This window comes from Chelativorans intermedius (assembly GCF_025398255.1).
Lineage (GTDB): Bacteria > Pseudomonadota > Alphaproteobacteria > Rhizobiales > Rhizobiaceae > Chelativorans > Chelativorans intermedius.
On record NZ_JAODNW010000008.1, the window covers coordinates 94,096 to 112,851 of the forward strand.

An 18,756-nucleotide genomic window follows, 5' to 3' on the forward strand; every position below is an offset into this window, starting at 1 on the left:
TCTGCACGGATTCAGCGGCAGGCGCGGTAGCCGTTCTTGCGCTCCTTGATGTCGAAATGGAAGTGGTCCGCATGGTCGGCATCGTATCCCGGCCCCAGCACGGTGGTGAAATAGCCGCAGCCCTGCGCGCGCACCTTGTTGAGAAGGCCACGCTGGCGGAAGGCGAAGAAGCCGGGCCGGCGCACGTCGATCTCGCGGCCGTTGTTGAGCGTGATCGACATCACGTCGAGGGCATTGCCCTTGGAATGTTCGGAGGCCACGCCGGTGCCGCGGATGCGCCGGCAGGAGTAGCTGGAGCCCTGGCGGATCGTGTCGATGCCCGAGAGGTAGCGCATGCGCGCTGCCGGTGCCAGCTCGTTCTTCGTCCAGCGGGCAAAAGTGGCTGCCATGCGGCAGTTGAGGGTGGCGGGAGGCTGCATCTTGATGCCGCCGGAGAGCGCGCTCACCTCTACCGGATGGTCTATGCGGCAGGCGCCGCCGTCGTCAATCGGGGCCAGATCGCGATAGGTCACGCCGAGGCGCTTGAGCTCGCGCCGGCAGGCCGCCTCGTCGGCCGGCATCGCGGCGGCAGGATCGCGCGGCATGGTGAAGCGCGGATAGCTCGTCATCATCGGGTTGGAGGGCACCAGATTCTGCAGCCCGCCGCCCGAGACGGCCGCCGTGCGCACGCCGACATCCACCTCCGGCCGCAACACCGCCTCCGCCGAGCAGGCGGCAAGCACGCCGGCAAGCCCAAGTCCGATCAGGCTCCGCAGGAGGCGGGAGGCACGCAATGGCCTGCGACGCGGCGACATACACTCAAGCACGCAACCATATCCCTTCACGCGGACAGGCCGGCAAGTCTAGGGGCGAAGGGTAAAGGAAAGCTCAGCAGGCCCGTTGATGCCTGTGGCGGAATTGCGGCAGCCGGCGGAAGGGAAGGCCGGAACGGGGTGGCAGACGCTCAGGCGCCGATGGCCGCCAGCCCCTCCTCCAGCCAGTCGCTCAGCATGGGCATGCCGAGCAGATAGTTCGCAAGGCCGCTGTTGACGCGCTGGCGCGCCTCCGCCACCGCCTCGGCCCATTCCTCCGCCTCGTAGTCGCCGCGGCCGATCCAAGCAATGGCCAGCAGCTCGGCCGCCTCATCGACATTCAGGTCCGCGATGAGCTCGCGGAACTCCTCTTCCGTGAGGTCCTCCTCTTCTTCCTCGGCCAGCCCGTCGTGATTGTGAAGGTCGGTTTCGTCGGCAAATTCGATCTCGTGCTCCTTGCCGTCGTCGTAGTCGTCATTGACGGCAGCGGAGATGGTGCGCGCCTTCTCCGCCAGAAGGCGCACCGTGTCCGGCCCCAGCGACAGCTCCCATTCCCTTTCGACCGACCTCTTCATGAACGGCTCCATCGGCGTCTGAGCCCCGCGCCATCATAGCGCATCTTGCAATGGATTGGTGCCGCCTGTTCAAGGCGCGGTGCGGCGGGAGCGCAGCGCCGGCACGACCTCGACCAGCAGGATGGCCGAAAAGATGAGAACACATCCCGCAAGCCCCGTGGGTGGCAGCCGCTCGCCCAGGAAGATGGCGCCGAACAAGGCGGCGAAGACGGCCTCGGTGGACAGGAAGATGGCCGCCTGCGGCGCCGTGGTGTGGCGCTGGCCCACCACCTGCAGCGTGAAGGCGATGCCGCCGGAGAAGATGCCGGCATAGAGGATTTCGGGCAGCGCGGCGCGAATGGCGGCCGGATCGATAGGCTCGACCGCCAGCGCGATGAGCAGCGCGATGAGCGCGGTAACCGCGAACTGCGCGACGGCCAGCGTGACCGGCCGCCCGGTGCGGCTGGCGGCGCGGGCGATGTAGATGACCTGCAGCGCCCAGAAGGCGGCGCACAGGATGGTGAGCCAGTCGCCGGCAACCAGCGCCGTGGCGCCGCCACCGGACAGAAGCCAGATGCCGGCGAGCGCGCAAAGGGCCGCCGGCCATACGATCCGGTGCGGCCACTGCCGGAACAGCAGCACGCCGAAGAACGGCACCATCACCACATAGAGCCCGGTGAGAAAGCCGGCATTGGTGACCGTGGTGGTCAGCAGCCCCACCTGCTGGGCGGCCATGCCGGCGAACAGGAGGAGACCGATCAGCGCGAAACTGCGCCAGTCGCTGGCCCGCAGCCGCACCGGCGTCCGCGCCCCCTCCCGCAGCGCGAAGGGCAGCATGGACAGGCAGGCGATGGCAAAGCGCAGTCCGATGAAGAGGAAAGGGCCGATCGCCTGCATGGCGGTGGACTGGGCAACGAAGCCCATCCCCCACATGGCGCCGGCGGTCAGCAGCAATATGTTGGCTTGAAGACGAGTCATGAACAGAAACCGCAAGGCATGAAAACCGGGCGGTCATAGCAGGGGCGAAGGCGGACGCAAGCCCTTTTCGACGGGCTTCAGGCCATGGTCGATGGTGGCGCCGGCAGCCTGCCGCTAGGGTGCACGCGACAGGCGGATGATCCTTCCGTCGGCCTCGTCGGTGAGCAGCCAGACGGAGCCGTCCGGCGCCACCTCGACGTCGCGCAGGCGGCCGAAGGCACCTTCGAGCAGGCGCTCCTCGCCGACAATCTCGCCCGCATCGTCGCGTTCGAGCCTGGCAAGAAGCTGGAAGGCGAGGGCGGCGACCAGGAAGTCGCCCCTCCACTCGGGGAACATGTCGCCGTCATAGACGGTCATGCCGGAGGGGGCGATGGAGGGATCCCAATAGTGCTTCGGCGGTTCGAAGCCCGGCGCCTCGGCTCCCATCTCGATGCCGCGGCCCGAATAATGGCGGCCATAGGAGACGCGAGGCCAGCCGTAGTTTCGGCCGGGTTCCGGCCGGTTGACCTCGTCGCCCCCGCGCGGGCCGTGCTCGACGGTCCACAGGGCGCCGGTGACGGGATCGAACACGGCCCCTTGCGGATTGCGATGGCCTATGGACCAGATCTCCGGCGCGGCGCCAGGCGTGTCGAGGAAGGGATTGTCGGACGGCACGCTGCCGTCGGGATTGATGCGCAGCACCGAGCCCGCATGGTCGGACACGTCCTGCGCGCGCTCCATCTCCCCGCGGTCGCCGATGGTGAAGAACAGCGTTCCATCGGGGGCGGGCACGATGCGCGAGCCGAAATGGCGGCCTGCGCCGGTCTTGCGGTTCATGGAGAAGATGGTCTCGACATCGGCCAGCCTTGCCGCGTCGCCCTCCCGTACCAGCCGGGCGCGCGCGATTGCCGTGCCGGCGCCGCCGGGGCCGGGCTCGGAGAAGGAGAGAAACAGCGTGCGCGAGGTCTCGAAGTCGCCGGCCGGCGCCACGTCCAGAAGCCCGCCCTGGCCAATGGTCGCCACGCGCGGCACGCCGTTAAGCGGTGGCGAGAGGCGGCCCTGGGAGAAGAGGCGCAGCCGGCCGGCACGCTCCGTCACGACGGCGCTGCCGTCCGGCAGGAAGGCGATGCCCCAGGGATGCTCCAGCCCATCGGCCAGCGTTTCGGCGCGCAGCGCGACATCTCCCGCCTCGAAGACCTGGGCGCCGGGGGCTGCGGGGAAGGCGGCCGCGAAAAGCGCCGCCAGCAGAAGTCTCGCCATGACATTCCCTCCCTGCTCGATCCTCGAAGCTTTTCACATAGGGTGGGGCGGCCGCCAGGCCAAGCGTTGCGGGCGCGCGCGGCGCCCCGGGCCCTTTGCCGGCAACCATCGAATTTCCCCGCTGCGCACAAGATTCCGCGTGAAAATGCCACAAAGATTGCTATATTTGCCGAGAGTCGAACGAAACGGTTCCGTTGGCCAAGGCTGCCGGACCGTTTTCTTTTTGTGTCCACAGGTGCTGGGCCGAGGCCCGCAAGCGGCCTTAGACGTCAGAGAAGGTGAAACGACATGAACAAGGTCCCGATGACCCTGGCCGGGTACGATTCGCTGAAGGAAGAGCTGCGCTGGCGCCAGCAGGAGGAGCGGCCGCGCATCATCGAGGCGATCTCCGAGGCCCGCGCTCATGGCGACCTTTCCGAGAATGCCGAGTACCACGCCGCCAAGGAGGCACAGAGCCTCAACGAGGGGCGCATCAGCGAGCTTGAGGACCTGATCGCCCGTGCCGAGGTGATCGACGTCAGGAAGCTGTCCGGCGACACGGTGAAGTTCGGCGCCACCGTCGTTCTCGTGGACGAGGACACGGAAGAGGAAAAGACCTACCAGATCGTCGGCGACCAGGAGGCGGACGTGAAGTCGGGCCGCATCTCCATCTCCTCGCCCATCGCCCGGGCGCTGATCGGCAAGACCGTGGGCGACACGGTGGAGGTCAACGCGCCGGGCGGGGCGCGTGGCTACGAGGTGCTCCGCGTCCAGTACGGCTGAGATGGCGGGCGGGACGGCGGGGCGCCGGGCCGGCCCTGCCGGTGCGCCCGATATGCGCCGGGTGGAGGTGGTGGCTCCCAACTTCAAGCGCCGCCTCTCCGGTGTCACGAGCACCATTGTTCAGCTCATCCCCGAGCAGGCGAAGACGATCGGCATCGCCGCGCTGGGCCCCGGCCTGCCGGCGGACATGCCGCGCATGCGGCTTTGGCAGGTGCCGGCGCTGTGGCGGCGGCCGGCCGGCCGGCCCTTCCGCATCTGGCACGCGCGGCGCAACACGGAAATGCTGGCGGGCCTCGTGCTGCGCGACGTTCTGCGCGCGCCGCTCAAGCTGGTCTTCACCTCCGCCGCCCAGCGCCGCCACACGCGCTATACGAAATGGCTGATCCGCCGCATGGACGCGGTGGTGGCCACCAGCGCGCGCTCCGGCGCCTTTCTGGACGTGCCGCACCGGGTCGTCATGCACGGCATCGACACCGAGCGCTTCCACCCGCCGCGCGATGCGCATGACGGGTGGGCGGCCTGTGGCCTTCCCGGGCGCTACGGCATCGGCTGCTTCGGCCGCATCCGCCATCAGAAGGGCACCGACCTCTTCGTGGAAGCCATGATCGCGCTTCTGCCGCGCCATCCCGACTGGACGGCGCTGGTGTTCGGGCGGGTGACGGGCGAACACAGGGCGTTCGCCCAGGGGCTTTTGCAGCGCGTGCACGCGGCAGGGCTCGGCGAGCGCATCCGCTTCCTGGGCGAGGTGCCGGATGTCGTGCCGTGGTATCGCCGCCTTTCGCTGTGCGTGGCGCCCTCGCGCAACGAGGGCTTCGGTCTCACCCCGCTCGAAGCGATGGCCTCCGCCACCGCCGTGGTGGCCAGCGATGCCGGCGCCTATGCGGAGATGGTGGTGCCGGGGCGCACGGGCGCCGTGGTGCCGGCCGGCGATGTGGCCGCGCTTGCCGCGGCCATCGAGCCCTATCTGGCCGATCCGGCACTGGCGGCCCGCCACGGCGAGGCCGCACGCGCCCACGTGGCCGCTCGTTTCGCCCTTGCCGGCGAGGCGGAGGGGCTGCTGCAGGTCTATGAAGCGCTGTGGGCGGGCGGGCCATGAAGGCGGAAGCGTTCATCATCCATCTGGCGCGGGCGCGCGGGCGCGCGCCGCAGGTGGAGCGGCTTCGCCGGAGCCTGCCCATGCCGGTGACGGTGATCGACGCAGTGGACGGCGCGGCGCTCGGGGCCAACGAGATCGCCGCCGTCTACCGCCCCCGCCTTCACCGCCCCCGCTATCCTTTCCGCCTACGCGACTCCGAAGTCGCCTGCTTCCTGTCGCACCGCGCCGCCTGGCAGGCGATCCTGGCACGCGGGCTCGATGCCGGACTGGTGGTGGAAGACGATGTGGAGCTCGACAACGGCCGCTTCCCCGCGGCGCTGGGACTGGCGCTGGCGCATATGCGCGGGGCGGACGTGGTGCGTTTTCCCAAGAAGGCGCGCGGCGAGAAGGGGCCGGCGGTGGCGGCGGGCGAGGGCGCGCGCCTGCTTGCCCCGCGCCATGTGATGCTCGGCATGCAGGCCCAGCTCGTGGGGCGCGAGGCGGCCCGCAGGCTGCTCGCCTTTACCGAGACCTTCGACCGGCCCGTGGACACGCTCCTGCAGATGCAATGGCTGCACGGCGTGCGCATGCTGAGCGTCATGCCGGTGGCCATCCGCGAGGTGGCCGGCACGCTGGGCGGCTCCACCGTGCAGCAAAAGGCCAAACCGCTTTCCGAAATTCTGTCACGCGAGCTGCAGCGCACGCGCTACCGGTTTGCCGTCAGGCTGTTCGATGGTCTAAAGAGCCGGTCGGGGGGCGGCCGACCGGAGAGTTGATTCATGGCAAAGCGCAAGAAGACGCTGTTCATCGTCGGCAACGGCCCGCTGTTGTTCGACATGTCCGAGCATGTCGATTCCTGCGACCACGTGGTGCGTTTCAACGAGCCGAAAACCTCTTTCGGCATGAGCGGCACCAAGACGGACTGGCTTTTCGTGTGCAACACGGGCAAGCCGATGCGCCGGCGTCTGAAAAATCCCGATTACCCGAAATCGCCCATCGTGCAGTCGGCGGAGCTGGTTTTTCTTGTCATCCACCCGATTGCCGTGGAAAAGTATACCTTGAAACCCAACTTTATTTCCCGGCTCCGGGGGCGGCGGGCCGAATGGACCTGGGCATCGCTCATGATGTACGGCAAGGCCGGCAAGACCGTGGCTGTTCTTCCACCCTCCTTCTACGAGGAGAGCTGTCGGGATCTCGGTATCGACCCTGTCGAATCGCTCAAGCACCGCATCTTTCCGAGCACCGGCTATCTCGGCATCCGCTATGCGCTCGAGAAACTGCCGGCGGAGGAGTGGAGGGTTGAGATTGCAGGCTTCAGCTGGCAGGGCTGGAAAAAGCATGCCTGGAACTATGAGCGCGACTGGATCGAACGCAAGGCCGCGGAGCGCGAGATTCGACTTTGGCCCTCGAAGGACGACGAGCGCATAAGCAAGAAGAAGGACTGAACATGGACGACAGACTCGATATCTATATCGGCTGGGACTCCCGCGAGCCGATTGCCTATGACGTTGCCAGGAAGACGCTTCTGGAGCGGGCCAGCATTCGGGTTGACGTGCACCCGATCAAGCTGGCCGACCTGGTGGACAAGGGAGTCTATACGCGCGAGATCGACCCGCTGGCCTCGACGGAGTTCACTTATTCGCGCTTCTTCACGCCCTGGCTTGCCGGCTACAAGGGCTGGGCGCTGTTTTGCGACTGTGACTTTCTGTTCCTCGACGATGTGGCGAAGCTGCTCCAGTACCGTGATCCCGAGAAGGCGGTGCTGTGCGTAAAACATGACTACACGCCCAAGGCGACGGTGAAGATGGACGGCAAGGTGCAGACCGTCTATCCGCGCAAGAACTGGTCGTCCTTCATGCTTTTCAACTGCGAGCACCCTTCCGCCAGGACGCTGACGCCGGAGGTGATCAACCGCGAGACGGGCGCTTATCTGCACCGCATGCAATGGGCGAAGGACGAGGAAATCGGCGGTCTTCCAGAAACCTGGAACTGGCTGGAGGGCTGGAGCGAGAAACCCGCCAGTGGCACGCCCAGCGCCATCCATTTCACCAATGGCGGACCATGGTTCAAGGACTGGCAGGACGTGGACTATGGCGACCTGTGGCGCGCTGAAGCGGACAAGGTCGATCCAGACTGGAAGCCGATCTGAGGGGCGGCGGGCGCCGCCTGCCGCCGCGTGATCCTGCCCTACCATCCGTCGGTCATCACGCGTTATCATCCGAAGCCCGATCCGCTCTCGCGGCTCAAGGGCCGGCGCGCGGACTGGACCGGCAGGGCCGTGGAGGTCTTCGGCAGGGCGGGAAAGGAGGTGGCAATCCTGCCGCCGCGCTTCTACGAAGAATGCTGCGAGGAATTGGGGATCGGGGCGGAAGAAAGACGGCGGACCTTTCCCAGCACTGGATTCCTGGCGATCGCCTATGCTATGGATAAATTTCGGCGGACGGAATGGGCGATCAGCCTGTTCGGATTTGGTTGGCGGGGCTGGAAGCGGACCGACTGGGAAATGGAGCGGAAGTGGGTGGAGCGGAGGATCGGCCGTTCAGATGCAGCTTCTAATCTAAGTTCCTAAACAGATCGAGCAACCAGAATCGATGAGATGCGCGTTTGCTTTCATACCTTTCCAAGAGGCTGGCCTTACTATCCTCTTTCGTGGTTCAGCTATCGACGCAACAAGTTCAAGATCGATCTGAGCTACGCCCTCATGGAAGGTATGCGCAGGCATGGCGAGAAGCCATTCATCGGTAAAAAATGGAAGCCTTCCAACGCCGATCTTTCCGTCATATGGTCCTGGAAACGCCCGGCCGTCATCGATGCCATGCTTTCATCCGGACGCCATGTGCTGGTGATGGAGCGTGGTTTTATCCAACCGCGCTTCGAATGGTGCAGCCTCGCCTTCGACGGCATGAACGGGCGCGGCAAGTTCGCGCCTGCGGGCGATAGGGGAGAGCGCTGGGAACGGCTCTTTGCCCACCATCTCAAGCCGTGGAGGACCGAACCCGGCGACTACGCGCTCTTGATCGGTCAGGTGCCGAACGACTCCGCGCTGCACGGCGCCGATATCGTGAAATGGGCGAGCGAGCAGGCGGCAAGGCTCAAGGCGCTCGGGGTTCCCGTGGTGTATAGGCCACACCCGTTGCATCCGACGCCATGCCCAGACGGGGCAATACTGTCAACCGGAACTCTGGAAGAAGACTTCGCGCGAGCGGATCGCGTCGTCACCTTCAACTCGACGACCGCCGTAGAGGCCGTACTGGCTGGCATTCCGACAGTCATCAGCGACATCGGCTCAGTCGCCTATCCCATGGCGTCGCATGATGTAAGGGAGCCCTTGGTGCGGCCCGACCGCACTGGCTGGTGCCACGATCTCGCTTGGCGGCAATGGTCGATCGAGGAGTTGGCCAGCGGTGAGGCTTGGGCGCACATCAGGCAGGTGTTGGAGCAATGATGAATTCATACACTCTGCCGACACCGAAGCAGGTGAGGCGTATCGCCCGCGAGCATTTACAGCAATTCACTCCTGCTCGCAGAGATTACACTGATCCTTGGTGCCTAGTGTTTCCAGAATCAAAGATTGTTTATCTTCCGATTCCTAAGGCGGCTAATTCATCAATCAGAGCGGAGCTTCTTCGTATTATTAATATTAATCCAGAAGAAATTGAAAAAGTAGATGAATTTTCTGGTTTTGATAAAAGGAAGTTCAGTAATCTTTCTAAGATTATTGACAAGGAATGGTTTGTTTTTTCTGTAATTAGGAATCCTTTTTCTAGATTAGCTTCAGCTTATCTGGATAAATTGAAGACGCGATCGGACCCATTCCCTGCCTTGCGACGAATGGGGCTGCGCCGTGATGATAGCTTTCTACGATTTCTTCGAGTGATACGTCTTTGGCCGCAGGAGACTCTCAATGATCATTTTATGCCGCAATCTCTTTTACTCAAGGATGCTCTGAAAAATCCACATATTAAAATATACAAAATGGAGAATCTTAGATCTATTTGGGGCGAGGTGCAATGGGAAGTGGCCCAACGTACCGGCATAAATCTGCAAGAGTTAGGCCATAGAAATAGATCAAAGTCTGAATTAAAGTGGAAAGACTTGTACAGCGAAAAGTCATATCACCTTGTGAGGCGAATCTATAAGGATGACTTTGAGATGTTTGGTTACGATAAGAATATAGACTAGTTTCTAAACTTCGCAATTGGAGGAGGGGGATGTATCAAGCAAGATCGAGAAATCTCAGCCTTCAAAGCGACCCTACTCGATCGCCACCAACCCCTCGTCCTTGACCTGGCGGATGGTGAGCGCGGTGCGCACCGTATCGACGTTGGGGGCCGAGGTCACTTCCTCGATGACGAAGCTCTGGAAGGTGGCGAGGTCGGTGGCCACGCAGTGGAGCAGGAAGTCGGAATCGCCGGAGACCATCCAGGCGCGGCGCACGATGGGCCAGTTGCGCGCCCGTTCGGCAAAGATCTTCAGCTCCACCTCCGACTGGTGGTGCAGCCCGATAAGGCAGAAGGCCACCACATCATAGCCCAGCGCCGGGCTGTTGAGCAGCGCGCGATAGCCCTTGATGATGCCGTTCTCTTCCAGCCGTTTCACACGGCGCAGGCAGGGCGGGGCGGAGATGCCGACCCGCCGCGACAGTTCGACATTCGTGATCCGGCCGTCGTCCTGCAGCTCGCGCAGGATCTTCCAGTCGATGGCGTCGAGATCGGCCTTCAACGGCATGGGGGCTGCCCCTGTCTTGGCGGCATTGCGCACGAATCTGTCGTGCTCACGAAACAAACTTATGGCATCGTGCCGCCCGCGCCAAGCAGCTTGCCACAGATGACGCCATTTTATGCACGGCGCCTGCCGCGCAAGGCCAGCCGCGACAACCGGTAGCTGTTGGAAAACCGTTCTTCGCCTTGCGCCGGGGGGTGTGGAATAATTAGATCGATTGGGCTGCGCGGCGCCATCCGCGCGGCATGTCGGAATATTGGACAAGGACAGGGAACCATGACCAGCCGCCACGCGCCCGTTCTGATCGTCGGATCGGGACCGGCAGGATACACCGCGGCGATCTATGCCGCCCGCGCCATGCTGAAGCCGCTGCTCGTGGCGGGGCTGGAGCAGGGCGGCCAGCTCATGATCACCACGGATGTGGAAAACTATCCAGGCTTTGCCGAGCCGGTCCAGGGCCCGTGGCTGATGGAGCAGATGCGCGCCCAGGCGGAGAATGTGGGCGCCGAGATCGCCAGCGACCTGATCGTCGAGGCCGACCTCAGGCAGCGGCCCTTCCGCCTCACCGGCGATTCCGGCACGGTCTACACGGCCGATGCGCTGATCATCGCCACCGGCGCCAAGGCCAGGTGGCTGGGCCTGCCTTCGGAGCAGACCTTCATGGGATTCGGCGTCTCCGCCTGCGCCACCTGCGACGGTTTCTTCTACCGCGGCAAGGACGTGGTGGTGGTGGGCGGCGGCAACACCGCCGTGGAGGAGGCGCTCTATCTCTCCAACCTCGCCCGGAAGGTGACGCTGCTGCACCGCCGAGACGAGCTGCGCGCCGAGCGTATCCTGCAGGAGCGGCTTTTCAGGAAAGACAATATCGATGTGATGTGGGATACGGTGATCGAGGAGATCACCGGCAACACGCCGAAGCCGCCGCTGCCGCCCTCCGTCACGGGCGTGACCGTGCGCAATGTGAAAAGCGGGGAGACCAGGGCGCTGCCTGTCGATGGCGTGTTCGTCGCCATCGGCCACGCGCCGGCGGTGGAACTCTTCGAGGGCCAGTTGAAGCAGAAGCCGAACGGCTATCTGTGGACGGAGCCCGACTCCACGCGCACGGACGTGCCGGGCGTCTTCGCTGCCGGCGATGTCACCGACGACATCTATCGCCAGGCGGTCACGGCGGCGGGCATGGGCTGCATGGCGGCACTGGAAGCGGAGAAATATCTGGCGGAGATGGAAACGCGCCGCGAGGCGGCGGAATAGACGCAACGGTTGCACGCCACCAAAAAAGAGGGGAACAGGGCGTTGGACTGGGACAAGCTGAGGGTGTTTCACGCCGCCGCTTCGGCGGGGTCCTTCACCCATGCGGCGGAGACGCTGCATCTTTCGCAATCGGCGATCTCGCGCCAGGTGAGCGCGCTGGAGCAGGAGGTGGGCGTGCCGCTTTTCCACCGCCATGCGCGCGGCCTCGTGCTCACCGAGCAGGGCGAGATGCTCTATCGCACCGCGCACGAGGTTCTCATGAAGCTCGAAAGCGTGAAGGTGCGCCTGTCGGAGACCAAGGACCGGCCTTCCGGCCTGCTCAAGGTCTCCACCACGGTGGGGCTGGGCACCGGCTGGCTGACGGAGCGGCTGCCGGAGTTCGGCGAGCTCTATCCCGACATCCAGCTACAGCTCATTCTCGACAATGAGGAGCTGGACCTGACCATGCGCCAGGCCGATTGCGCCATCCGCCTGCGCCAGCCGCAGCAGCCGGACCTGATCCAGCGCAAGCTGTTCACCGTGCACTTCCATCTCTATGCCTCGCCCGGCTATGTGAACCGCTACGGAAAGCCGAGCTCGATCGACGATCTCGACCGCCACCGGCTCGTCACCTTCGGCGAGGCGGTGCCGGCGCATCTGAGCGACATGAACTGGCTGGAGACGGCGGGCAAGCCGGAGGGCGTGAAGCGCACAGTCGGCCTGCAGATCAACAACATCCTGTCGATCAAGATCGCCGTGCAGCGCGGCGCCGGAATCGCCATGCTGCCCGACTACATGGTGGGCAACGAGAGCGGCCTGGTGCAGCTTCTGCCCGAGACCGCGGTGCCTTCCTTCGACACCTATTTCTGCTATCCCGAGACCCTGAAGCACCAGGCGAAGCTGCAGGTCTTTCGCGATTTTCTGATCTCGAAGTCGCGGAGCTGGACGTTTTGAGGGCACTTCCGCCCCTCCCATGCAAAATTGCATGGCTGAAATGCAAAAAGCCATGGTTGTTATTTGAGCAGCAAATGCTCATATCTTGATCACTCCCGGGGGTCTTCTCCTCCCATTTGCCCCCGCGAGTGTTCCCCTCTGGAGGTTTCGCCTTAATGGCACTTCCAATAACTGGGCCGGATCTTCCCGATCCGGCTCTTTTTTTGCCTCTCGTCGGGCCGGTGGGGCAGGGCCTCAGGCCGCCTTGCCCCTGGCGTTCAGAACCTCGTCGGCCAGCCGTCCGGTCAGCTCCGCCATATGGTCGAAGCTGGCGCGGTAGGTGGCCGCGCCTGCGGTGGCCGAGCGCAGCTCGATGATGATGTTGCCCAGCTCCGCCTCCGGCATCATCGCCTCCACCACGTCCCAGCCCGGTCTGTCGGTCCGCGTCTCGAACCCCAGAATCTGCCCGCGCCTTTGCGACAGGATGGCCGTCACGCGCGCCGTGGCGTCGGACGGCGTGTCGACCTCCACCTTCAGCATCGGCTCCAGAAGCACAGGGCTGGCGGCCGCCAGCGCCTCGCGCATGGCCAGCCGGGCAGCCATCTGGAAGGCCATGTCGGAGGAATCCACCGAGTGATAGGACCCGTCGGCGAGATTCACCGCAATGTCGACGACCGGAAAGCCCAGCGGCCCGCTTTTCAGCGCCTCGCGCACCCCGGTTTCCACGGAGGGAATGTATTGCTTGGGCACCACGCCCCCGGTGATGGTCTCGGAGAATGCGAAGCCGCTGCCGCGCGGCAGCGGGCGGATTTCCAGAACCACGTCGCCGAACTGGCCGTGGCCGCCCGACTGCTTCTTGTGGCGGCCGCGCTGGGTGACGGACTTGCGGATCGTTTCGCGATAGGGCACCTGCGGCGCGCGCATCTCCACGGCCACCTGGTACTTGCCTTCGAGCCGCTCCCTGGCCACGCGCAGGTGCATCTCGCCCTGGCCGCCGAGCACGGTCTCGCCCGTCTCCTGCCGCTGCTCCAGCACCAGCGAGGGGTCTTCCTGCAACAGCTTCTGTAGGGCGGTGGAAAGCTTCACCTCGTCCTTGCGGTCGCGCGGACTGATCGCCACGGCGAACACCGGCTGCGGCGTGGCCGGGCTGGCAAGCTGCACCGGCCGGGCCTTGCCGGTGGACAGCGTGTCGCCCGTATTGGCGCCTTCGAGCTTGCCGAGCGCTGCCGTCTCTCCCTCTCCGGCGGCGGCCAGCTTGGTCTGCTCGCGCCCGTTGAGCGCATAAAGGCCGGAGACGCGCCCGGCGCCGGGAAGCTCCATGCCGTCGCTCACCTGGCCGCACAGCACCCGCGCCACGGACAGCTTGCCGCCGTGGCCGGTGTGAATCGTCTTCATGATCTGAAGGACCGTCTCGCCATTCGCCTCGACGCCCAGCCTCTCGCGCGTCGTGGCGACGTCCGGCGCATCGTGCCGGATGGCTTTCAGCAGCCGCAGCACGCCGTTGCCCCGCTCTGCCGAGCCAATGAGGACGGGCGTCACGGCGCCGGCGCGCAGATCGGCCGCCAGGTCGTCGAACACCGCATCGCGCGGCGGCTCGATCTCCTCCAGAAGCTGTTCCATCAGCGCGTCGTCATGGTCGGCCAGCGTCTCCAGCATCGAGAAACGGGCCTCGATCTCGCGTGCCTTTTCGTCGTCGGGAATGGCCGCGACCTCGCTGGGCGAGTGCTCGCGATAGATGTAGGCGCGCTCCAGCGCCAGGTCGATGGAGCCGATGACGATGCCGTCCTTACGCAGCGGAATCTGGCGCAGCAGCAGCGGATTGCGGCTCGCCGGCTGCAGCAGCTTCAGTGTCTCGCGCACCCCGGCGGCGCTCTTGTCGATCTTGTTGAGGAAGAGCATGCGCGGCACGCCCAGCGCGTCCAGCCGGTCGAGAACGAGCTGCAGTGCCAGCAGCTTCTTGTCGTCGGGTTCGGTCACCACCACGGCCACATCCGCCGCCGCCAGCACGGGCTCTGCCTCCAGCGCGAACTCCACCGAGCCCGGGCAGTCGACGAAGGTCATGCTTTCGCCCATGAAGCTCAAGGTGGCAAAGGCCGCCTCGACGCTGGTGGCACGCTCGCGCGCCTCGCCATGACGGGGCGGCCCGTCTTCGCCGGCGCGCGCCTGTATGGCCTCGAAAAGGGTGCTCTTGCCGCTTTCAAGGGGGCCAACAATGGCGATGCATTTTGGCCCCGTCTGTCTTCCTCCCGCGCGGTTTCCCATGATGCCGACCTCCTCTCACGCGTTGTCCCATGAGCGGCGGCCGGCCCTGCTCGGCCGTCGCGCTGGCGGAAGCCGCTCACCGGTCGTCCGCCGTCACGGCATCGTCACATGACACGGGAAAGAGAGCAAGTGGCAGAAGAGGGCGACGGCTGCGAAACGGCGACGGGAACGGGATTGCAGCGGTCGCCGGCCCGCCGGCGCGTCAGGCAACGAGCGCGGCCTCCCGAACACTGTCCGCCGCTGGCTGCGGCGGCCGGAGTTTCGGTTGCGGCCGGCCGAGCAGGAAACCCTGGAACTGGTTGCAGCCGGCCGCCTTGGCAAGCTCGAACTCGGCTTCCGTCTCGATGCCCTCGGCAACGATGGTCAGCCCCTGCAGGCGCGCAACCTGGGTGAGCGCCGAGACGAACACCTGCGCGATGCTTCGCTCGCCGAGCTCGCGGATGTAGCTGCGATCGATCTTGATGCAGTCGATGGGCAGTTCCTTGAGATAGTTGAAACCGCAGTGGCCCGTGCCGAAATCGTCGAGCGCGATCTGGAATCCCATGGCGCGCAGCGTCTCGATGCGGGCGATGACCTGCGGTGTCGCCGCCGTTGCCACCGTTTCCGTGATTTCGAGGGTGAACCGTGCGGCGTCGCATCCGGTCTCGTTCAGCACGCGGCGCATCATGGTGACGATCTCGTCGCGCTTGAGCTGCTCGCCCGAGACGTTGATGCCGATGCGGCCCGCCGGCAGCGTGGGCGCATCCAGACAGGCGCGGCGGAAGACCCAGGCGCCCAGCAGGTCGATGAGGTTCGAGCGTTCGGCAACGGGAATGAACTGCGAAGGCGGGATCATGCCGCGCACCGGGTGGCGCCAGCGCACGAGGCCCTCCACGGCTGCCGCCGTGCGGCTGGCGTCCGTCACGGGCTGGTAGTGCACTTCCAGCTCGTTGAGGTAGATGGCGGCGCGCAGCTCGCGTTCGAGGAAGCGGCGATAGCGCTTCTCCGACAGCATCTCCTCGTCGAAGAGGGTGGCGCGTCCGCGTCCGCCGCTCTTGCTCTCGTAGAGCGCCAGATCGGCAAGCTGTATCAGCTCCTCGCTGTTGACGGTGTGCGCCGGCGCGGCCGCCACGCCGATCGACGCACTCAGCGGAATGCAGGACCCCTCGTGCTGAACGCCCTCGCTCAACAGGCCGATCAGGCGGCCGGTACGCCGCATTGCCCTTTCGATGTCGTTGCCCGGCATGATGATTCCGAACTCGTCCCCGCCCAGCCGGCCGAGGGTGCAGTCGGGAAAGCACCAGCGCATGCACTCGACGAGATGAGACAGCGCCCTGTCGCCGAGCTGATGGCCGAAGCTGTCGTTGAGCTGCTTGAAATGATCGAGATCGACGAGCAGCAAGATCGCTTCGCGCCGCTGTCTCATGGTCCCGACGCTTTCGTTCAGAAGATCGAGGAAGATGCGGCGCACCACCGCGCCCGTCACGAGATCGGTCTCGATGAGCTTGCGCCGCTCCGCCTCGACCGCCTCCGCTTCGCGCAGGCGATGCGTCACGCTGTGCCGCAGGTGGGAGAGCAGGCCGGCGCCAAGCGCCGAGGACATTGCCGCAGCCGCGGCCAGCCAGCGGGCCTGCGGGATCTCCGGATGCAGAAAGGCCGCGGAGACCGCGGCTGCGCTGGAAATCAGCAGCGAACCCTGCACCGCCATGTAGAGAGGACTGCCGTGACTCTTTATCTTGGCAAGAACGTTCATCGCCCCGACCCCCACTGCACCGCATGTGGGGGTAAGAGAAGTGCACAAGACTTAAAGTCCCGTGAACGTTATTGCAGTGCACCGAAAAAGTTGGCGGATGGCCGGGCGCCGGCCACCCGCGACAGGCGGGATCAGCGCAGGTTTGCCGTGAAGCGCTGGATGCGGCTGCAGGCTTCCTCCAGAAGGGCCTCGGAGGTGGCGTAGGAGATGCGGAAATTGGGCCCGAGGCCGAAGGCCGAGCCGTGCACCACCGCCACGCCCTCCGTCTCCAGAAGCTCGGTCACGAAGTCGGCGTCGTTCTCGATCACCTTGCCCGAGGGGGCACGCTTGCCGATGGTGCCGGCGCAGGAGGGATAGACGTAGAAGGCGCCCTCCGGCACCGGGCAGTCGATCCCGGCTGCCTGGTTGAGCATGGAGACCACGAGGTCCCGCCGGGCCTGGAAGATCTTCTTGTTCTTCGGGATGAAGTCCTGCGGGCCGTTCAATGCCTCCACGGCGGCCCACTGGCACATGGTGGCGGCGCCGGAGGTCTGCTGTCCCTGGATCATGTCCATGGCCTTGATGAGTTCGATGGGACCGGCCGCATAGCCGATGCGCCAGCCCGTCATCGCGTAGGCCTTGGAAACGCCGTTCATGGTCAGCGTGCGCTCGTAGAGCGCGGGCTCCACCTCGGCGATGGTGCGGAACGTGAAGTCGCCATAGGTCAGGTGCTCATACATGTCGTCGGTCAGCACCCAGACATCGGGATGCCTCAACAGCACCTCGGCCAGCGCCTTCAGTTCGTCGCCGGTATAGGCGGCGCCCGACGGGTTGGACGGTGAGTTCATCACCAGCCATTTGGTCTGCGGCGTGATGGCCTTTTCCAGCGCCTCCGGCTGCAGCTTGAAGCCGTCCTCGAGCCGCGTTTCGGCAAACACCGCCTTGCCGCCGCAGATGGCCACCATCTCCGGGTAGCTCACCCAGTAGGGGGCGGGGATCACCACCTCGTCGCCCGGATTCAAGGTGGCCATGAAGGCGTTGAACAGGATCTGCTTGCCGCCCGTTCCGACAATGGTCTGCTTCCAGTCGTAGTCGAGATTGTTCTCGCGCTTGAACTTGGCGGCGATGGCCTCGCGCAGCGGCTGGATGCCGGAGACCGGGGGATATTTCGTCTCGCCCCTCTTGATGGCCTCGATGGCCGCCTGCTTGATGTTGTCCGGCGTGTCGAAATCCGGCTCGCCGGCGCCCAGGCCGATGACGTCGCGGCCCTGCGCCTTGAGCTCGCGCGCTTTCTGGGTCACGGCGATGGTGGCAGAGGGCTTCACGCGTGACAGGGCATCGGCAAGAAAGGCCATGGGAGATCGCTCCAATCGGGATTGCTGCTTCTCAACGGGGTGAGATACGGTGCCTTTAATGTCCGATCGCGCGGCAAATCGCAAGGCCGCCCCATTCACGATCAGGCCCCGCGTTAACGCGGGATCAATCGTTCGATGCGAGCTTCTGCAAAAACGGCATGCCCTCGACGGCATTTGCCGAGCGCGAAAAAGGCGGGGAGGCCGATGCGGATGAAGAGATCGAGAAATTGCCCGATCCATGCCGCCATGCGCCGGCCGGGGCAGGCGGCGCCATGAAGCAGCACGGGGAAATGGCCGCCCGCATCGAGGAGTCGATCCTCGTCGACGAGATGGGCATCGAGACTGGCCGCTATGGCCCATACTTCCTGAAGACGGTCTACAGGCCGGTTTTCGGCGGCACGCCCGACGGTTTGGCGCCCGTCGGCGTGGCGGCGGGAACCAGGCCGCTTCGCGATGGCAGGCCGGTGGCGCTGCGTGTCTTCCTCGCCCAGGTGGCGCCGCGCGAGCGCACCTTTGTTGCCGGCCTGTTGCAGATGCTGCGCCTGCGCAACTACTGGAACATCGCTGTGGACGGGCTGACGCTCTTCCTGCCCCATGAGGAGCTTCTCTGCCTGGACGGGCCGATGGCGGCGGGGCAGGCGGAGGCGCTGGCCGCCTGCGTGGCCGAGCGTGATATCGACCCGGCCAGCGTGGTCTGTGCGGTGGGCGAGGGGACGGACGAGGCCGTCGCCGCCGTCTATGCCGCCGCGCTGCGCCGCCACGGGATGCGCATCGCCGTGGAGGACTTCGAGGGCGGGCCGCCCGCGCTCGCCCTGGTGCGTGCGATCGACGCCGAAGTCGTCAGCCTCAAGGGCGACTGGTTCCGCCGCATCGCCGGCATCGCCGTTGCCGCCCGGCTTCTGGCGCCCCTCGTCGGCATTTTGCAGCGGGAGGGCCGAGCCGTGCGGATCGAGGGCATCAACACACCCGCGCAGATGCGCACGGCCGTGGAGGCGGGGGCCGACTACCTGCTGGGAGACCTTCTGCACCGCCCGAAACTTGCCGGCGCACTGTTCGACACCACGTCGCTCGACACCTCCATGCTCACCGCAGAGGGCGACAAGGTGGTGCCACTGTTCACAAAGTGCAGCCGCTCCGTCTGACC

General features: G+C 65.3%; 19 protein-coding genes. 11 read left to right on the forward strand and 8 right to left on the reverse strand.

Features of this window, described 5'->3' with window-relative positions:
• Positions 1 to 11 precede the first annotated feature (11 nt).
• The 4 genes from NYR58_RS08475 to NYR58_RS08490 form a co-directional block, all read right to left on the reverse strand.
• Positions 12 to 794, reverse strand: a complete 783-nt coding sequence (locus NYR58_RS08475; protein ID WP_261520158.1) for an extensin-like domain-containing protein — start codon at positions 792 to 794, stop codon at positions 12 to 14.
• Positions 795 to 943: 149 nt separating this feature from the next.
• Positions 944 to 1,366 (reverse strand): DUF3775 domain-containing protein, encoded by a 423-nt coding sequence (locus tag NYR58_RS08480; protein ID WP_261520095.1) that lies wholly within the window; start codon positions 1,364 to 1,366, stop codon positions 944 to 946.
• A 69-nt stretch (positions 1,367 to 1,435) separates the two neighbouring features.
• Positions 1,436 to 2,323, reverse strand: a complete 888-nt coding sequence (locus NYR58_RS08485; protein ID WP_261520096.1) for a DMT family transporter — start codon at positions 2,321 to 2,323, stop codon at positions 1,436 to 1,438.
• Between the two features lie 114 nt (positions 2,324 to 2,437).
• Positions 2,438 to 3,562: a PQQ-dependent sugar dehydrogenase gene (locus NYR58_RS08490; protein WP_261520098.1), complete on the reverse strand. Its 1,125-nt coding sequence runs from the start codon at positions 3,560 to 3,562 to the stop codon at positions 2,438 to 2,440.
• A 288-nt stretch (positions 3,563 to 3,850) separates the two neighbouring features.
• Between NYR58_RS08490 and greA the strand changes: the two genes are divergently transcribed.
• Genes greA through NYR58_RS08530 form a run of 8 tightly spaced genes read left to right on the forward strand, consistent with a single transcriptional unit; the run spans position 3,851 to position 9,581 of the window.
• Positions 3,851 to 4,324, forward strand: a complete 474-nt coding sequence (greA, locus tag NYR58_RS08495; RefSeq protein ID WP_261520100.1) for a transcription elongation factor GreA — start codon at positions 3,851 to 3,853, stop codon at positions 4,322 to 4,324.
• Between the two features lies 1 nt (position 4,325).
• Positions 4,326 to 5,420 (forward strand): glycosyltransferase family 4 protein, encoded by a 1,095-nt coding sequence (locus tag NYR58_RS08500; RefSeq protein ID WP_378074543.1) that lies wholly within the window; start codon positions 4,326 to 4,328, stop codon positions 5,418 to 5,420.
• Positions 5,417 to 6,175 (forward strand): glycosyltransferase family 25 protein, encoded by a 759-nt coding sequence (locus NYR58_RS08505; protein ID WP_261520101.1) that lies wholly within the window; start codon positions 5,417 to 5,419, stop codon positions 6,173 to 6,175. Before NYR58_RS08500 ends, NYR58_RS08505 begins: the two co-directional genes overlap by 4 nt.
• Before the next feature lie 3 nt (positions 6,176 to 6,178).
• The gene (locus NYR58_RS08510; protein ID WP_261520102.1) at positions 6,179 to 6,844 is read left to right on the forward strand and encodes a glycosyltransferase family 29 protein; all 666 of its coding nucleotides are present in this window, start codon (positions 6,179 to 6,181) and stop codon (positions 6,842 to 6,844) included.
• 2 nt (positions 6,845 to 6,846) lie between these two features.
• A complete protein-coding gene (locus NYR58_RS08515) occupies positions 6,847 to 7,548 on the forward strand; it encodes a glycosyltransferase (protein ID WP_261520104.1) in 702 nt (233 codons plus the stop codon).
• Between the two features lie 27 nt (positions 7,549 to 7,575).
• Complete coding sequence (locus NYR58_RS08520) at positions 7,576 to 7,968, forward strand: hypothetical protein (RefSeq protein ID WP_261520105.1); 393 nt, start codon at positions 7,576 to 7,578, stop codon at positions 7,966 to 7,968.
• Positions 7,969 to 7,995: 27 nt separating this feature from the next.
• Positions 7,996 to 8,844, forward strand: a complete 849-nt coding sequence (locus NYR58_RS08525) for a hypothetical protein (protein WP_261520107.1) — start codon at positions 7,996 to 7,998, stop codon at positions 8,842 to 8,844.
• Positions 8,844 to 9,581, forward strand: a complete 738-nt coding sequence (locus NYR58_RS08530; protein ID WP_261520108.1) for a sulfotransferase family protein — start codon at positions 8,844 to 8,846, stop codon at positions 9,579 to 9,581. Before NYR58_RS08525 ends, NYR58_RS08530 begins: the two co-directional genes overlap by 1 nt.
• A 72-nt stretch (positions 9,582 to 9,653) precedes the next feature.
• Here NYR58_RS08530 and NYR58_RS08535 read toward each other — a convergent pair whose 3' ends face one another.
• On the reverse strand, positions 9,654 to 10,127 hold the full coding sequence (locus tag NYR58_RS08535) for an Lrp/AsnC family transcriptional regulator (protein WP_261520110.1): 474 nt from the start codon (positions 10,125 to 10,127) through the stop codon (positions 9,654 to 9,656).
• Between the two features lie 270 nt (positions 10,128 to 10,397).
• Between NYR58_RS08535 and trxB the strand changes: the two genes are divergently transcribed.
• Complete coding sequence (gene trxB, locus NYR58_RS08540) at positions 10,398 to 11,372, forward strand: thioredoxin-disulfide reductase (RefSeq protein WP_261520111.1); 975 nt, start codon at positions 10,398 to 10,400, stop codon at positions 11,370 to 11,372.
• Between the two features lie 42 nt (positions 11,373 to 11,414).
• Positions 11,415 to 12,305, forward strand: a complete 891-nt coding sequence (locus tag NYR58_RS08545; protein ID WP_261520112.1) for a LysR family transcriptional regulator — start codon at positions 11,415 to 11,417, stop codon at positions 12,303 to 12,305.
• 234 nt (positions 12,306 to 12,539) lie between these two features.
• Here the strand turns inward: NYR58_RS08545 and NYR58_RS08550 are convergent, their stop codons facing one another.
• The 3 genes from NYR58_RS08550 to NYR58_RS08560 all read right to left on the reverse strand — a co-directional run bounded on the left by NYR58_RS08550 (position 12,540) and on the right by NYR58_RS08560 (position 17,612).
• The gene (locus tag NYR58_RS08550; protein ID WP_261520113.1) at positions 12,540 to 14,546 is read right to left on the reverse strand and encodes an elongation factor G; all 2,007 of its coding nucleotides are present in this window, start codon (positions 14,544 to 14,546) and stop codon (positions 12,540 to 12,542) included.
• 202 nt (positions 14,547 to 14,748) lie between these two features.
• Positions 14,749 to 16,278 (reverse strand): putative bifunctional diguanylate cyclase/phosphodiesterase, encoded by a 1,530-nt coding sequence (locus NYR58_RS08555; RefSeq protein ID WP_261520114.1) that lies wholly within the window; start codon positions 16,276 to 16,278, stop codon positions 14,749 to 14,751.
• 131 nt (positions 16,279 to 16,409) lie between these two features.
• On the reverse strand, positions 16,410 to 17,612 hold the full coding sequence (locus NYR58_RS08560) for a pyridoxal phosphate-dependent aminotransferase (protein ID WP_261520115.1): 1,203 nt from the start codon (positions 17,610 to 17,612) through the stop codon (positions 16,410 to 16,412).
• 158 nt (positions 17,613 to 17,770) lie between these two features.
• On the opposite strand from NYR58_RS08560, the gene NYR58_RS08565 reads away from it, so the two are divergent.
• The gene (locus NYR58_RS08565; protein ID WP_261520116.1) at positions 17,771 to 18,754 is read left to right on the forward strand and encodes an EAL domain-containing protein; all 984 of its coding nucleotides are present in this window, start codon (positions 17,771 to 17,773) and stop codon (positions 18,752 to 18,754) included.
• Positions 18,755 to 18,756: the final 2 nt, after the last annotated feature.

Excerpts from the sequence above, each read along its gene's own strand:
- NYR58_RS08475 (WP_261520158.1), bottom strand. The coding sequence starts at position 794 with ATGTCGCCGCGTCGCAGGCCATTGCGTGCCTCCCGCCTCCTGCGGAGC.
- NYR58_RS08480 (WP_261520095.1), bottom strand. The coding sequence starts at position 1,366 with ATGAAGAGGTCGGTCGAAAGGGAATGGGAGCTGTCGCTGGGGCCGGAC.
- NYR58_RS08565 (WP_261520116.1), top strand. The coding sequence starts at position 17,771 with ATGCCCTCGACGGCATTTGCCGAGCGCGAAAAAGGCGGGGAGGCCGAT.
- NYR58_RS08535 (WP_261520110.1), bottom strand. The coding sequence starts at position 10,127 with ATGCCGTTGAAGGCCGATCTCGACGCCATCGACTGGAAGATCCTGCGC.
- NYR58_RS08515 (WP_261520104.1), top strand. The coding sequence starts at position 6,847 with ATGGACGACAGACTCGATATCTATATCGGCTGGGACTCCCGCGAGCCG.
- NYR58_RS08560 (WP_261520115.1), bottom strand. The coding sequence starts at position 17,612 with ATGGCCTTTCTTGCCGATGCCCTGTCACGCGTGAAGCCCTCTGCCACC.
- NYR58_RS08490 (WP_261520098.1), bottom strand. The coding sequence starts at position 3,562 with ATGGCGAGACTTCTGCTGGCGGCGCTTTTCGCGGCCGCCTTCCCCGCA.
- NYR58_RS08550 (WP_261520113.1), bottom strand. The coding sequence starts at position 14,546 with ATGGGAAACCGCGCGGGAGGAAGACAGACGGGGCCAAAATGCATCGCC.
- greA (WP_261520100.1), top strand. The coding sequence starts at position 3,851 with ATGAACAAGGTCCCGATGACCCTGGCCGGGTACGATTCGCTGAAGGAA.
- NYR58_RS08500 (WP_378074543.1), top strand. The coding sequence starts at position 4,326 with ATGGCGGGCGGGACGGCGGGGCGCCGGGCCGGCCCTGCCGGTGCGCCC.
- trxB (WP_261520111.1), top strand. The coding sequence starts at position 10,398 with ATGACCAGCCGCCACGCGCCCGTTCTGATCGTCGGATCGGGACCGGCA.
- NYR58_RS08505 (WP_261520101.1), top strand. The coding sequence starts at position 5,417 with ATGAAGGCGGAAGCGTTCATCATCCATCTGGCGCGGGCGCGCGGGCGC.
- NYR58_RS08555 (WP_261520114.1), bottom strand. The coding sequence starts at position 16,278 with ATGAACGTTCTTGCCAAGATAAAGAGTCACGGCAGTCCTCTCTACATG.
- NYR58_RS08530 (WP_261520108.1), top strand. The coding sequence starts at position 8,844 with ATGAATTCATACACTCTGCCGACACCGAAGCAGGTGAGGCGTATCGCC.
- NYR58_RS08485 (WP_261520096.1), bottom strand. The coding sequence starts at position 2,323 with ATGACTCGTCTTCAAGCCAACATATTGCTGCTGACCGCCGGCGCCATG.
- NYR58_RS08510 (WP_261520102.1), top strand. The coding sequence starts at position 6,179 with ATGGCAAAGCGCAAGAAGACGCTGTTCATCGTCGGCAACGGCCCGCTG.
- NYR58_RS08525 (WP_261520107.1), top strand. The coding sequence starts at position 7,996 with ATGCGCGTTTGCTTTCATACCTTTCCAAGAGGCTGGCCTTACTATCCT.